This is a genomic window from Streptomyces sp. NPDC002044 (assembly GCF_040296725.1).
In the GTDB taxonomy this organism is placed as follows: Bacteria; Actinomycetota; Actinomycetes; order Streptomycetales; family Streptomycetaceae; genus Streptomyces; species Streptomyces antarcticus.
In genome coordinates, this window is the sequence record NZ_JBEOXU010000154.1 from 1 (window position 1) to 13,469 (window position 13,469).

Below are 13,469 nucleotides of genomic sequence, written 5' to 3' on the forward strand. Positions count from 1 at the left end.
TACTCCCGCTGGAACGCGGCGTACGTGGCGGCGGCGTTCTTCGCGGCGTCGAGCGCGGCATCGGCAGACTTCGAGAGCTTCCGGGCGACCTTCCAGGCCCGGACCTTCGAACTGCCCACGTGACCCTCAGGGCTCGGGACCTGCGCGAGGGTGGCCTTCATGATCTCGGCGCCCATGGCCAGCTCGAACGCCATCATCGCCATGGCCGCGCGGACCGCGTTGCAGTAGTTCCGGACCTGAGCCGGGGAGGCGAACTCCGGCGCCGGAAGCATCCCGGACGGGGTGTTCGGGCTCTCCATCGAGCGGCGGCCCTGCCCCTGTCCGCCGCCGGTGGTCTCCCGGTTGGCGTTCACGTTGAGCGTGAACCCCATCTGCGGGTTGAAGGACTTGGAGTTGCTCTTGCTCTGACTCCCGTTGGCTCCAGCCTCGGGCTTGCCCGTCGCGGAGCGGGTCGGAGGGACGAACTGACCAGACATGGATGTGCCCCCAAGAAGATCGTCCGGCGGGGCCTTGCGGTCCCTTGACGCCCTCAAGGTAGAGCACTGGATCGTCAGAAGTCCAGCACTGGATCCAGTGCTATACCTTTGGAGCAGAGTGGTCTACCGTCTGACGTACACAGCTGGACTCGCAGGGAGTCCAGCGCCCGCACCGAAGGAGAGACCGATGAGCGAGGGCGAGGGGTACGCGGGCATCGCGGCGTACTACGGCGGACGTATCCGGACAGGGGTGATTCCTGAGGGTGCGACGCTCCCCTCACTCCGGGAGGTCTGCGAGACGCACAACGTCAGCATGAAGACCGCAGTTCGGGCCTATGCCCAGCTGAAGAGCTGGGGCTTGACCATCGCGAAGCCGGGCGTGGGAACCGTGGCCTCCGCACCAGCCAGCGACAACATCGCGGGTCGGGTGGCGAACTTCCGGGCGACCGGCAAGGCACTGGCCGAAGGCGAGACCTCCCGAATCCTGGAGATCGGCACCGTCGCCGCAGACGAGATCGTCGCCAGCCGACTCGAAGTCGAGCCGGGAACCCCCGTCGCAGTCCGGCGCCGCGTCGTCAGCCGCGCCGGCATCCCGGTGCATTACTCCTCCAGCTACTACCCGGCCTACGTCATCGACGCCGTACCAGAGCTGGCCGAGCCCGTCAGCACCGGCGGATCCCGCGAGCTCGCGTCCGCCCGCCTCGGCAGCCCTCAGAAGGGTGTCCTCGAAGAGGTCACCATGCGGAACGCCACCGAGGTCGAGAAGGACGCACTCGGCCTGACCGGCACCGTGGGCGTCAGCCAGGTCGTACGGACCGTGTACCTCCAAGACGGGCGGATCGTCGAGGTCGGCGTCAAGGTCGTCTCCGGATCCACTGTGCTGCGCTGGTGGACCGACCTGTAACCCCAGACCTCCCAACCCTGAGAGCCCCTGCCGGAACTACTTCTCAGCGTTGGGGTGGGGCAGTTAGACCCCGTCGCAGACAAGTCCGTTTACGACTACGACGTGAGCGTGTAGGTGGGTTCATCCATGAATCGCCCGGCGGAAGGAATTTCGATTCATCTGCTGGGCGATTTGCGGCAGTCGAGACCTTCCGAGACCTTCCGAGATCTCACTGAAACTCACTGAGACTCACAACCCCCCGCGTTTCCACGTCTGGAAGGCCCGTGCGTGACCTACTGCGGGCCGCTCTCGGTGTCGACCATGGCCGGTACCATCTCCCTAGGCACTAGAGCCGCAGGAGGGCACACATGGCCACGCTGTCCCAGACAGACCCTGAGTGGCTGACGGTCAATGAGGTAGCCCAGCATTTCCGGGTCTCGCCTCGCACCGTCACCCGCTGGGCGAACAGCGGACAGCTGCGGATCCGAAAGGTCGGCCCGGCAAGGCGACTCATCCGGATTCACAGCTCCGAACTAAACAGAGAGCAGACCCTCCCGGTCGTCGCGGCCTAGCCGCAGAAATGCGTCAGGGGCCCGGTGGTGAGACACCGAGCCCCCTAGGACGCATACCGGGAAATCCTACCCATCGGGCGGCAACCCGAGCGGGACACCGGAGCGCTTGCAGATTGCTTGCCTGCAAGCACAGCGTAAATCAGTCCATGCATGGCTGTGAACGCGGGCTTCGGACGATCTGTCCGCGCTCGGGGCCGCCCCCTAGATCATCTAGGGACGCACCCATGCAGGAAAAAGAGCAGGTCACCCCACCTCAGGGCACCGCACTACCCACCCCCCGCGTCGCCCACAGGGTGGACACGGTGTCCGGGCGACCTCAGGCCAACATGGCCGAACATCAGCTGTCCGTGGCACTCACGTGGATGCGCCGCGGGATCCCCGTGATCCCCTGCTCCCGGACCGATAAGGGTCCGATGGTGAAGGGGTTCGGCCGGGAGGCGACGCCCGACGCGCTCGCCCCGTTCTCCGATCCGGAGCAGGTCCGGGCGTGGTGGACGGGCCGCTTCAAGCGCGCGCACGTAGGCATCCTGACCGGGCGCGGCGCAGACGGCCGCGGGCTGGTCGTCGTGGATCTCGACATGCCGAAGGACGGAAGCCCCCCGCTGGCCGGCCGCTGGGCGGGCTGCTCGGGAGGTACCGACGTCCTTGAGCTGCTGATGCGCGAGGCGAGCGCTGAGTGGCCGGACACGTACACCGTCCTCACCCCGTCCGGCGGGATGCACCTGTACTTCCTCCAGCCCACCGAGGGACAGCTCATCGGCTGCGCCACCGGGGACGGGCCGGGCGCGCCCCATCTCGGTCCGCTGGTGGACGTGCGGGGGGTGGGCGGGCTCGTCATCTCGGCGGGCTCGCACAGCGCGACGCAGGGCGCGCCCTACACCCGCGTCTCCCCGGCCGACGTCAGGCCCCAGCCGCTCCCCGCATGGCTGCTCGAGCTGCTTCGGCCGGCCGCTGTTCCGGCGCCGGTCCGGCGCCCCTCCCCGGTTCGCGCTCTGCCGACCGGGGACCGTGCCGAGCGCGCGGCCGCGGCCGCTCTGAACTCCGCGGCCGAGCGGGTGTCGACCGCGGCCCCGGGCGAGCGCAACGGCAAGCTGTACGGCGCGGCCCGGTGGCTGGGCGAGCTCCACGAGACGGCCCCGGCCGTGCTGGATGAGGCGACCGTGCGGGAGCAGCTGCTCGGCGCAGCGCTCGCGGCCGGGCTGCAAGGTGGGGAGCGGGAAGCGCTCCGGACAATCCGATCAGGGTGGGAACGCGGCGTGCGCGACGGCAACAAGGCGGGTGCGGCGTGACGACGGAAGCTGAGGCAACGGCATTCATCGCGTTCCAGCGCGACCGTGCGCGGAAGGCAAAAGCAGAGGACGCCATGAAGGCCGCGGACGTGGCGGAACGTGCCGCGTTCGAGCAGTGGCAAAAGGAGCAGGCAAACAAGACGCAGAAGGAAGTGCCAGCCCGCAACCACACTGGTGGGACCGAGACCACCGACGCGATCCTTGCAGAGCGAGTATCTGCGCGAGTCTTGAACGGCTCGTACTGCTGGTCCGCCGGTCTGGGGTGGATGCGCTGGACCGGGACTCACTGGGAGCGGAGCAACCAGCAGACCATCACCGAGACCGTTCGTCAGTACATGGTGGAAGCCGTGTCCGACGAGCTGCGCGCCCCTGACACCGACTGGCGGAAGCGCCAAGAGCTCATGAGCTTGCTGAGTAAGTCACGGCTCGTCGCCCTGGTGGAGCTGTCTAAGGGCATCCTCCAGGTGCGTGACGACATGTTCGACTCTAGGCCGGACCTTCTCAACACGCTGTCGGGAGTCGTTCATCTCGGCACCGGGAAAGTTCGAGCGCATGACCCCCATCTGTATCTCACGAAGATCACAGCAGCGGCGTATCGCCCGGGCGCCACTCACAGGGACTGGACCGCGGCCCTAGAGGCTCTTCCTGAGGAAGTCCGCGAGTGGTTCCAGACCCGGGCAGGCCAAGCGATCACCGGCCACATGACCCCCGACGACGTCCTAATGCTGCTGCAAGGGGGCGGAGAGAACGGAAAGTCGACCGTTCTCGAGAGCATCTCGCGCGCGATCGGCAAGGGATACGGCGTCCTCATGTCAGACCGCGTGCTCCTCGCGGACCCCGGTTCTCACCCGACTGAACTCATGGACCTTCGTGGCGCACGCTTCGCCATGGCCGAGGAGCTTCCCGAGCGCGGCCGGCTGAACGTGAAGCGGCTCAAGGACGTAATCGGCACGTCCACCATGAAGGCTCGGTACATGAAGCAGGACACCACCGAGTGGTCATCGACCCACTCGGTATTCCTGTCCACGAACTACCTGCCGACCGTAGAAGAGACGGACCACGGAACGTGGCGACGACTCGTTCTCGTCTCGTTCCCGTACAAGTTCGTCAAGCCGGGGGTGACTCCCAGCGGCCCCAGGGAACGGCAGGGTGATCCCGGTATCCGGGAGCGCTTGAAGCACGGGCGAGAGCAGCATGAGGCAGTGCTCGCGTGGCTCGTTGAGGGTGCTAAGCGCTGGTATTCCGACGAGCGGGTCATGCCCCCTCTCCCCGCTCTGGTCGAGCGTGACACTCAGGACTGGCGCGCGGACTGCGACCTGGTCTTGAAGTACTGGCGTGACCGAATCGAACCCGACACGGACTCTCACGTCATGGCGCGCGAACTCTTCTCCGACTTCAACACCTGGCTCCAAAGCCAAGAGCACGCCCGGTGGTCAGACAAGACGTTCGGTGCCCGTTTCGGGGGCCACGACGAGACCAGCGCGCGCCGCGCTGAAAGGCGGAAGATCAAGGCGCGCCCCGGGCTGTCCCGTCCCGAATCTGTCGTCAGCTCCTTCAACCACGTGCCAGTACCGGCCGCGTACTGGGCGTGGCTCGGAGTCAGGTTCACCAAGGACGGTCTTCGCATGGACGAGATCTGCGACTAAGACTTCCCTCTGCTGCCCCCGTCCCTGACGACGGGGGCAGAGTCATGTCCTGACCTGCTGGTTCCAGCTCCGGTTCCACCAGTTCCACGTTCTCCAGCTTGCCAGCTCTCCCCAACGCATAAGGGGTAACCGGAAGAACGTGGAACTGGTGGAACCGGACGTGGAACCAGCCTGCACCCGGCGTCCGGCCCGAACCGTCCGCAGACGTCCCCCGGGGGGTGGGTAGCCCTACAGGCACTACCCACCCCCCCGCCTGTCGGCAGCGCTGGGCAACGCCGTCCGGCGGCTGCCGGCCGAAGGGCGTGCGGCGTAGCCGCTCCCCATTGCTTGTCTGCTCGAAGGCGAGCGCGGCAGCCGGGGGTGTCCCCTGTCTGCGTGGTGGGGACCGGACCGCGGGGCCCGCCCTGCTCGCCTGTACGGGTCTGAGGCCCCTTTGAACCTGACCGGCACCGGAGAGGTCTCCCCTGCGTCTGGAGGTCCCAGCCGGGCGCGGAGTCGTCCCCCTGCCCCTCCCGGTACGGCGGATCCGGAAACGTGGCAGCGAGAGCAGCTGCTCCCCCCCGCGTTCCGCCGGTCCCCGTGCCAGGGATCGGGCCCGCCCCTCCCGCGCGTGGCAGCGGCCGCGACCGGTCGCGGGTGCGGTCCCGGGGTCGTATCGGGCGGTGGTCGTCGGGGCGCCGGCCGCCATGATGGCGGGCGGAATCCTGCCGGGGAGAGAAAAGTCGAAGCTGGTCGCGGGGCTGTGGCGCAGGGTGTGTCAGAGAACCGGGGCGCCTCGCGTGCGCGCGCGTGAGAGAGGGGGAACCGGGTGAACCGAGGGTGCGGCGCAGTCGTTTCCCCAGACCCGTACAGGGCGGGCGCCGCAGCATCTCCCGGGCGACAGGGCAGGCCCGGGGGGAGTGGGTGCCACCCCTGCTAGGTCTAGCAGGAGGGGGTGCTAGGTCTAGCAGGGCCGCTAGCACCCGATCCGGGGGGTGAGCTGCGGTCTAGCAGCTAGCAGGGGATGTCCCGCCCTGCGGGAAACCGCCGTGTTGGCGGGTGGCGGAGTCGGAAGTGCCAGAGGTGTGCCGCAGCGCGACTGCGGAAAGCGGGGGAGCGCCGCCCCCCGGGGAGCAGCCCGCTCGTCTTGCTGGGGGCTCGCGCAAAAATGCGAGCGAGAAGGGCGTTGGGGTCGCCCGGCAGGTCATGAACTTCGCGGGCAGCTCTCCCCCCTTGGGCATGCCGAAGGGCCCGCGGCCGGGATGGTCGCGGGCCCTGATGTCGGAGCGGGTCAGGCTCGGCGGGTGATGGTGTCTAGGCAGATCCCGGGGAGGTCGCCTACCCAGTCGAGATCAGCGAGCGTGACACCGTGCTGCTCGGCTGCGGCCAGCATGTCGGTGAGCAGCTGCTCCGCGGCGGCGCGCTGGTCGTCGGTGGAGGGCGTGGCGCGCTGTACGGCTGCGATGCGCTCGGCGGGGGTGCGGGTGTCGGGAAGCATGGTTCCTCCGGGTTGGGTTGGGTCAGGTCAGGCGGGAGAGCATGCGGTCCGCGCGGGTCCGCTTGGTCTGCTCCCGCTCGGCGGCCCGGGCCGCGGCCGACTGCTGGCGAGCAGCGGCGCGCGCGTCCGGGTTGAGGAGTCGGGCGACGGTGGTGGGGTGCCACTTCCCGCCGCGCTTGGACGGGATGCCCTGCTCGTTCAGTCGGGCGACGATGCCGCGGACGCTGACCCCTTCGGCTTGCCACCCCCGCATCCGCTCGAGCACGGCCGCCTCGGTGGAGTCCTCGGTCAGTTCCTTGTCCACGGCCTTCTGTCCGTAGGCCGGCGCCCCGGTCGCATACCCGCCCTTGGCCGCCTTGGCCTTTCGGCCGGTGCGCAGCCGCTTCGCGATGATGCCGCGCTCCAGCTGTGCAGCCGCGCCCATGACCTGCCGGACGAAGGTGCGCATGGGGTCGTCGTCGTCGTCGGGCAGGTGCTCGCCGTGGTCGACGGTGAAGACGCGTCCGCCATGCGCCCACACGACAGACAGGGTGGCTTCCTGGACGGTGAGTTCACGGGCGACCCGGTCCAGGTTCGGGGCGAGGATGCCGTCAGCCTCTCCGGCCGCGATGAGGGCGAGCGCTTCGTGAAGCCCGGGCCGCTCATCCTCGGTCGCCTTGCCCGTGATCCCGCCATCGGTGCAGACCTTGACGATGCGCACCCCGCCGATCTTGCGGCCCCACTTCCGGCAGTCCGCTTCCTGGCTCTCGAGTCCGTACCCGTCGATCTGGCCGGCGGTGGAGACGCGGCGCAGGAGGACCAGCCGGAGCGCGGGGGTGCGGGGTGTCGTCATGGCTCCGAGTGTACACATCTATGGGCATAGATGTAACACCACTGGTCAGCGAGATTTGGTGTGTACAGAGGCGACACGGGGCGACACGAGCGGACACGACGGACGCGACGGAGTAGGCGGGGTGACGGTTGGTTACCGAGACTGGGAACCCTGGCGCCCCGCATCGTGTCCCGATGCACATGGACACTGCTCTACTCAGCACAGGCATCACGGTGGTCAGCACCGTGATGCTCCTGTTCCTCGGCGCGTGGGAGACCGCGCGCAGAAACCATCAGGCGGAGGCTCGCAAGGATGCCGCCGCGGAACGCGCCGCGCTCGAGGCCCAGGCCGATGAGCTAGTTGCAGCCGTGCTCGCGCTGCGGGTGGCGGGGGACACGCACCATCACGTCTGGGGAGGCTGGGGAGCACGCGGCCGGGTTGTCCTCCGCGCTCTCGCCCACGGGAGTGTTGCCTACGGACTTGCCAGGCGAACCGGAGCGCCAGCGCTCCTGACTGCCTCCGGGGAGGCTGCCCGGACCGTCTACAGCTGGGACCACCAGAGCGGAGTCTCTGCGGGAGCGCTTGCCGCCCCTCTGGCGCGGCTAGGGGCCGCGGTTGCGCCGCTGCTCCGGCGGGAGGACCTGGGGCCCCCTGCCAATGCAGTCTTCACCGCAGCGACAGGACATCACGGCGACGACGACCGAATGACCGAAGCCCTGGGCGCGTTTCACGGGGCGCTGCGTACCGCCCTCGAGCCTCCCGCTCCCCCGAGCCGTAGGCGGTGGCCCGTGGGCCGCCGTGCGCACCGAGACGCGCTGCCAACAGGCTGACCGGCGCCCCAGCCTCCGCGGCCCCTGTACGGGCCTCAGAAACCCGTACAGCGGCGAGAGTGCCATACGGGCCCGATCGGCCGGCAAGCACCGGCCGGGAGCCTCCCCGGGTCGGTACTGCATGCAGTAGCTACGGCATCCCGCAGTGCCGCTTCTACTGCATGACGCGGGGGTGGGTAGGGTCGCGCGGGTGCTGAGCATCTCTCTCGTGAACCTGAAGCCGGGGACGGGCAAGACCACGTCCGCCGTGTGGCTCGCCCACGCGCTCCATGCCCGCGGGCTGCGCGTGCTGCTGGTCGACGCTGACCCCGCCGCGTCCGCGCTGCGATGGTCCGACCTTGCGGACGGCTTCCCGTTCCGGGTCGCGGGTCTGCCGGTGAAGGATCTTCACCGCCGGATCCCGGACGTGGCCGGCGGGATGGACGCGACGATCGTGGACGTCCCGCAGATCGAGGACCACGCGGGGATTGCCCGCTCCGCGATGCGCTGGGCGCGGGAGCTGATCCTCCCGGTCGCCCCGTCCGGGGTTGAGCTGGACCGGATGGCGCCCATCCGGAAGGAGGTCGAGGATCTGGACGCGGTGCGCCCCGACGACGCGCGCTCGAGCGTCCTGCTCAACCGCGTGGTCTCCGGCGCCGCGTCCGGCCCGATGGCGCGCCGCGTGCTCACCGCCCAGGGTCACACCGTGCTCACCACCACCGTGCCGCGGCGCGAGCTGTACGCGCAGTCCTTCGGCGCCCCGATCGACGCGCGGGGCACGGCCTACGACGAGCTCGCAACAGAGCTCCTCGCCCGGGACGGGAGCAGCCGATGAGCGCGGCCCGGGAGAGCGCGGCCGACCGCGAAGCGCGGATGATGCGCGCGGCCGCCGGCAGGCAGGAGGAGACCCCGGCGCCGCGACGGGCCGCCACGGTGCGGACCAAGCCGGTCCGCACCACGATCGATATGGCGCCCGAACTCCACCGGCGGCTCAAGCGCTGGCTCGGGACTGCGGCCGACGAGCTCGAGGTGGCGGACGTCCCCTTGGCCGACGTTGTTCGAGTGCTGGTGCGCCGACTGGTCGAAGACGACGAGTTGGCGGCCGCGGTGCTCGAGGATCTCCGCGACCTCCGCTGACTGCGTGCAGTACCTACGGCATGCAGTGGGCCCGTGAGGACATGAAGGCGCCCCCGCCGATGATCCGGCGGGGGCGCTTCGAGTACGCGGGTCGGGCTACTCGGGGTTCGGCAGGTCAAAGGCCAGCTGTCCGGCCATCGGGGAGACCCCCCGGCGGCGGAGCGTCCGGTACTCCTGCTCTGCCCAAGCCAGGGAGCGGCCGGTGAGTTGAGCGGCCGTGGTGGCGGGCTGTCCGGTCGTGAACGCGTCGTATGCGGTGCTGCGCGCTTTGTCCTCGGGCATGTCGTGGTTGCGCATGGCTCCCCCTCGGGGTCGTTATCCGGCGGCGGCCAGGACCGGCCGCGCCTCCTCCTCGGCGCGCAGACGCGCGTACTGGTCGTTCACCCATGCCGCGCTCCGGCCGCACTGAATGGCTGCCTTCCGCTGCGACAGCCCGGCGCTGAACGCCTCCTCTACGGCGGCCAGCGCCGCCTCCAGGGGGACGTCCTGCCGGTCCGCCTGAACACCTGAGGGTGCCGACTGAACGCCCGTCGGGGCGGGGTGTTCAGTCCGGCGGGCGGAGCGTTCGGTGCGCTTGGCCTCGCGGGAGGCGCGGACCTGTTCAGCCCTCGCAGCACGCTCCGCCGTCAGCCGCTCCTCCTCCGCCCGGCGGGCCTCCTGCTCCGCCGCCACGCGGTTGCGCTCCGCCTGTTCAGCGGCGAGGCGGTCGGCACGCTCCCGCTTCTCGCGCTGTTCCTGGAGCTGCGCCGCCTGGAGGGCGAGGCGGTCGGCACGCTCTGCCTGTTCGCGGGCCGTGGTCGCCTCGTGGTCGCGCTGCGCCTGGAGCTGGGCCGCTTCGTGTTCTCGTGCCTCCCGAGCCAGCCGCTCCTCACGGTCGAGCCGCTCCCGCTCCAGGCGTTCAGCGCGGCTCTGTTCGGCCGCCTCCTGCTCCCGCTGGAGGCGTTCAGCCCCCTGCCTCTCCTGCCGTTCAGCGGCTGCCTTCCGGTCCTGCTCCGCCTGTTCAGCCCGCCGCTGCTCCAGGCGTTCAGCTTCCTGCTGCGCCAGGGCGTCCGCGATGCGTGCGCGGTACCGGAGACCGGTCTCCGCAGTGATGATCAGCAGTACCGGAGCGATGGCGTGGAGCAGTGCGTACACCAGGTGTCCGCGGAGCAGCGCGTCCCCGGTGTTCAGGAACAGGGAGGCGGCGGCGGTGTACCAGCGGAGCAGCAATGGCCACCCCCCGCTCTTGCCTCCGAGCTGCGCAACGATGGCGTCCAGGCGCACGACGATGACCACGGCCGCGTCCACGACGATGGGCACGATGGGCGCTGTCCACTCCCACCCGGCCGGGGTGCCGCGCTGAACGAACGGCGTGGCCGTCAGGAGGGAGACGACGATGGCGCCCAGGGTGATGGCCCACGTGCCGCCCGCCAGGGTCCGCTCCGCCGACTTGAGCTGTGCGGGGGTCAGGGTCTGGAGCTTCACCGGCGGCCGCCCTTGATTGCCTGGGTGACGGACACGGCCACGTGCTGAGTGATCTCCAGCGGTCCGCCCGACTTCCGCCGGCCCCCGACCACGGCGGCCAGGAGGATCGCGCCGAGGATCAGCATCGGGGCGGCGGCGGAGATCCCGGCCGCGATGGCGGCGGCCCCGGCGGCCAGGAGGTCTAGGGCCACGCCGAGGAGCAGTCCGCCGGCGCCGATGCCGAGACCGGCCACGGCGGTACCGATCGCCCAGCGGGGCACGACCGGGCGGGGCTTGTCCGCGACGGCGGGGCGCGCCGGGGTCTGCTGGGCGACCGCGGCCTCGAGGGCGCCCTGTCGGCGGGCCAGCTCCAGAAGCGCGGCGATGTCGAAGCCGGGGGCTGGGGCGGCGGCCGGGGCCGCGGAGGTGGAGCCGAGGGCGGCGGCCGGGGTGTCGGGCAGGAGGGCGGCGAGAAGGTCGTCGGTCGTGACGGGGCGGCCGGTCGCGGGATACTGGGGGTTGGCACTCACGGGTTCCTCCGGGGGTGTCAGGGCCGTCCCGGTCGCTCGGGGCGGCCCACTGGTCTTTCGGGGTCTGAGCAGGCATTACGGGGGTCTGACGGGGTCCTGACGGGTCGGTGACCGGTCAGGACCCGTGACCCCCGTCCCACCTGGGGGAGTTCTGGGGGTCAGGCCGGGTGACCGGTCACTGACCGGTCAGACGCCCGCCAGTTCGCGCGGGCGGATCTTGTACGTGCCGGGCTTCTTGGCGTTGAGGTCCTCCACCAGGCGGCCCGCAGACCTCATCTCGCGGATCTGGTTCTTGATCCACGTGGTCTTGCGGCCGATCGCCTCCGAGTAGGCGAGGAGGTCCGCCGGGGTGACCGTGGTGCGGCCCTGCGCGTGCCACTCGTCGAGCAGCACCTCCATCGCCTCCCGGGCGTCCTCCGGGCCCAAGTCCGGCCGGTTGTCCACGGGGACCAGGGGCATGTCGTCGCCGTCCTGCGGCTCCTCCAGATCGGCGGTGGGGTCCAGGTCTTCATCTTCCTGGTCCACCAGCGGCTCACCCACGTTCTTCTCCTCGGTCTCGTAGTTGGTCTCCGGCGCGGCGGCCGCCGTCGTGGGGGCCAGGGCGGCCCTCCGGTTCGTGTACCGGCCGCCCGCCACGGCGGTGGCCACGGCGGTCATGACCTCCCCCGCGTCCGGGGTCCGGACGTCCGCGAACGTCGCGGTCACCCACTCCAGGGCCACCGGGTCGTTGCGGAAGGTGCGGGCCGGGGTGATCTGCCGGGCCAGAGCCGTACCGGCTTCCACCAGGTAGCAGTAGCCCGGGAATCCGGCGCCCCACTGGCCCGGGTGCGCGCCGGCGTCGAGGACGTCGCCGGGGAGGGCGAGGGTCTCGTCGCGCTCGTCCAGGCCGAAGACGAGCGCGGAGGGGAGCGCGGCCCGGACGGTGGTGGACATCTGGTCATGGCTGGGGCGCTGGAGGGAGAACACCAGGGCGGCGCCGGTCGCACGGATCTGGTTGGCCGCCTGCTTGAACAACTCCTCATCGAGCCGGGCGAACGCCTCGGCCGCTTCCTCGAACCAGGCCAGCAGGAACGGGAGGCCGGCGCATCCGCAGGGTCGGCCAGCCTGGCAGGAGTGCGCCGTGCTGGTCTGCGTGACCGCGGACTCCGGGACCCACTGCCGGTAGGAGTGGCGGCGCAGCCACTCCGCGCGGGCCGGGGTGGACTGCATGACCGCGGTGGCCATCGCCTCCACGTCGTCCGGCTCCATCGCAACCCAGTCGCAGGCGGGGAACAGGCCGCCCAGGTCCATGCCGCGCTTGACCGGGTCGGACAGCCACACCGCCACGTCCGTGCGGGTCAGGACTTCGCACAGGATGTCCATCGCGGCCTCGGTCTTGCCGGACCCGGTCTCGCCCGTGATGAGCCAGTGGACGCCCTTGGGCAACACCATCTCCAGCGGCAGCGTGTCGTCGTAGGTCCCGACGACGAGCGGCTGCGTGATGGAGCCCCCGGGCGCGGACGGGCCCGGGTACCAGGTCGTCCCGGACAGCGGGTCCACCGGTACGCCGACCAGGACGCCGTGGCGGTGGGACTCGGGGTCCCGCTCGACCCGGTAGCCGCCCGGGCGGACGTCGGTGGCGGACTCCAGGTTCGGGAGGACCTTGGTCAGCTCCTCCGCCATCGCGCCCTTCTCCAGCGTGAACGGCATCCGGACCTGCCCGGTCTCCGTCACCTGAGCCTTTCCAAGCTTGAGCTTGGCCAGGCCGATCGCGTCCAGGAGCCCGGAGGAGTCGCTGGAGGCGGCCGCGTCCGGGTTGTGGCGCAGGATCTGCCGGACGTTCCACGACAGCGCGAGCGCGCCGCCGCCCATCAGGAACAGGTCGGGCATCGGACCCGCGAACGGCCCGGCCAGCGCCGCGCTCGTGAACCACGCCGACCCGGCCGCCACGGTGATCGCGGAGTGGAGACGACGCTGCGGACCGGTCCCCTTGCCCGCGTGCCAGGTCGCGGCCGTCAGGCTGACCGAGGCCAGCGTGAGACCGACGCCGGCGAACGCGTTGTCCGCCCACATCAGGTTCGACAGGCCACCGACCACGCCCGTCCCGCCGACCATCAGCCACGGCGGGGTGAAGGGCTTGACCCGGTGCCACAGCCACGCCTTGACCCCGGCCGCGCTGGACTCCCCGCCCAGACGCTCCTCCTGGAGCTTCTCCACGTCTTTCGCCATCGTCTCCCCCCCCCGCTCTACTGCTGAGCCCAGTCCATGCGCGGCGCCTGACGCGGCCGGGCACGGTGGCGGACACGGTTGATCTCCTCCTCGTACTCCCGCTGGAACGCGGCGTACGTGGCGGCGGCGTTCTTCGCGGCGTCGAGCGCGGCATCGGCAGACTTCGAGAGCTTCCGGGCGACCTTCCA

The 13,469-nt window shown here is 70.4% G+C and carries 13 protein-coding genes and 1 pseudogene; 6 read left to right on the plus strand and 8 right to left on the minus strand.

What is annotated here, in order from left to right; genetic code table 11:
- Positions 1-476: plasmid transfer protein TraA (traA, locus tag ABT106_RS27025; protein WP_351282252.1), on the minus strand; the 476-nt coding region annotated here is incomplete at its 3' end.
- Between the two features lie 187 nt (positions 477-663).
- Here traA (ABT106_RS27025) and ABT106_RS27030 point away from each other — a divergent pair.
- The 4 genes and pseudogenes from ABT106_RS27030 to ABT106_RS27045 all read left to right on the plus strand — a co-directional run bounded on the left by ABT106_RS27030 (position 664) and on the right by ABT106_RS27045 (position 4,866).
- Entirely contained in the window at positions 664-1,380 is a 717-nt protein-coding gene (locus ABT106_RS27030) for a GntR family transcriptional regulator (protein WP_351282255.1), read from the plus strand.
- Positions 1,381-1,724: 344 nt separating this feature from the next.
- Positions 1,725-1,931 (plus strand): annotated as a pseudogene (locus tag ABT106_RS27035) (helix-turn-helix domain-containing protein); the annotation flags it as partial.
- 362 nt (positions 1,932-2,293) lie between these two features.
- The gene (locus tag ABT106_RS27040) at positions 2,294-3,220 is read left to right on the plus strand and encodes a bifunctional DNA primase/polymerase (protein ID WP_351282281.1); all 927 of its coding nucleotides are present in this window, start codon (positions 2,294-2,296) and stop codon (positions 3,218-3,220) included.
- A complete protein-coding gene (locus ABT106_RS27045; protein WP_351282257.1) occupies positions 3,217-4,866 on the plus strand; it encodes a DNA primase family protein in 1,650 nt (549 codons plus the stop codon). The genes ABT106_RS27040 and ABT106_RS27045 overlap by 4 nt, the downstream gene beginning before the upstream one ends.
- A 1,270-nt stretch (positions 4,867-6,136) precedes the next feature.
- Here the strand turns inward: ABT106_RS27045 and ABT106_RS27050 are convergent.
- The gene (locus ABT106_RS27050) at positions 6,137-6,343 is read right to left on the minus strand and encodes a hypothetical protein (RefSeq protein ID WP_351282260.1); all 207 of its coding nucleotides are present in this window, start codon (positions 6,341-6,343) and stop codon (positions 6,137-6,139) included.
- Positions 6,344-6,365: 22 nt separating this feature from the next.
- Entirely contained in the window at positions 6,366-7,175 is an 810-nt protein-coding gene (locus tag ABT106_RS27055) for a recombinase family protein (RefSeq protein ID WP_351282262.1), read from the minus strand.
- A 999-nt stretch (positions 7,176-8,174) separates the two neighbouring features.
- Between ABT106_RS27055 and ABT106_RS27060 the strand changes: the two genes are divergently transcribed.
- Complete coding sequence (locus ABT106_RS27060) at positions 8,175-8,798, plus strand: nucleotide-binding protein (protein ID WP_351282264.1); 624 nt, start codon at positions 8,175-8,177, stop codon at positions 8,796-8,798.
- Positions 8,795-9,100 (plus strand): hypothetical protein, encoded by a 306-nt coding sequence (locus ABT106_RS27065; protein ID WP_351282267.1) that lies wholly within the window; start codon positions 8,795-8,797, stop codon positions 9,098-9,100. Before ABT106_RS27060 ends, ABT106_RS27065 begins: the two co-directional genes overlap by 4 nt.
- A gap of 96 nt (positions 9,101-9,196) precedes the next feature.
- Here ABT106_RS27065 and ABT106_RS27070 read toward each other — a convergent pair whose 3' ends face one another.
- From ABT106_RS27070 to traA (ABT106_RS27090), 5 genes are all read right to left on the minus strand, one after another.
- Positions 9,197-9,397, minus strand: a complete 201-nt coding sequence (locus tag ABT106_RS27070) for a hypothetical protein (protein WP_351282270.1) — start codon at positions 9,395-9,397, stop codon at positions 9,197-9,199.
- Positions 9,398-9,415: 18 nt separating this feature from the next.
- Positions 9,416-10,564: a DUF2637 domain-containing protein gene (locus ABT106_RS27075; protein WP_351282272.1), complete on the minus strand. Its 1,149-nt coding sequence runs from the start codon at positions 10,562-10,564 to the stop codon at positions 9,416-9,418.
- Positions 10,561-11,073 (minus strand): hypothetical protein, encoded by a 513-nt coding sequence (locus ABT106_RS27080; protein ID WP_351282275.1) that lies wholly within the window; start codon positions 11,071-11,073, stop codon positions 10,561-10,563. The genes ABT106_RS27075 and ABT106_RS27080 overlap by 4 nt, the downstream gene beginning before the upstream one ends.
- Positions 11,074-11,259: 186 nt before the next feature.
- Entirely contained in the window at positions 11,260-13,281 is a 2,022-nt protein-coding gene (locus ABT106_RS27085) for a sporulation protein SsgA (RefSeq protein WP_351282278.1), read from the minus strand.
- Between the two features lie 17 nt (positions 13,282-13,298).
- Positions 13,299-13,469, minus strand: a 171-nt coding sequence (gene traA / locus ABT106_RS27090; protein ID WP_351282284.1) for a plasmid transfer protein TraA, incomplete at its 5' end; no start/stop codon positions are given.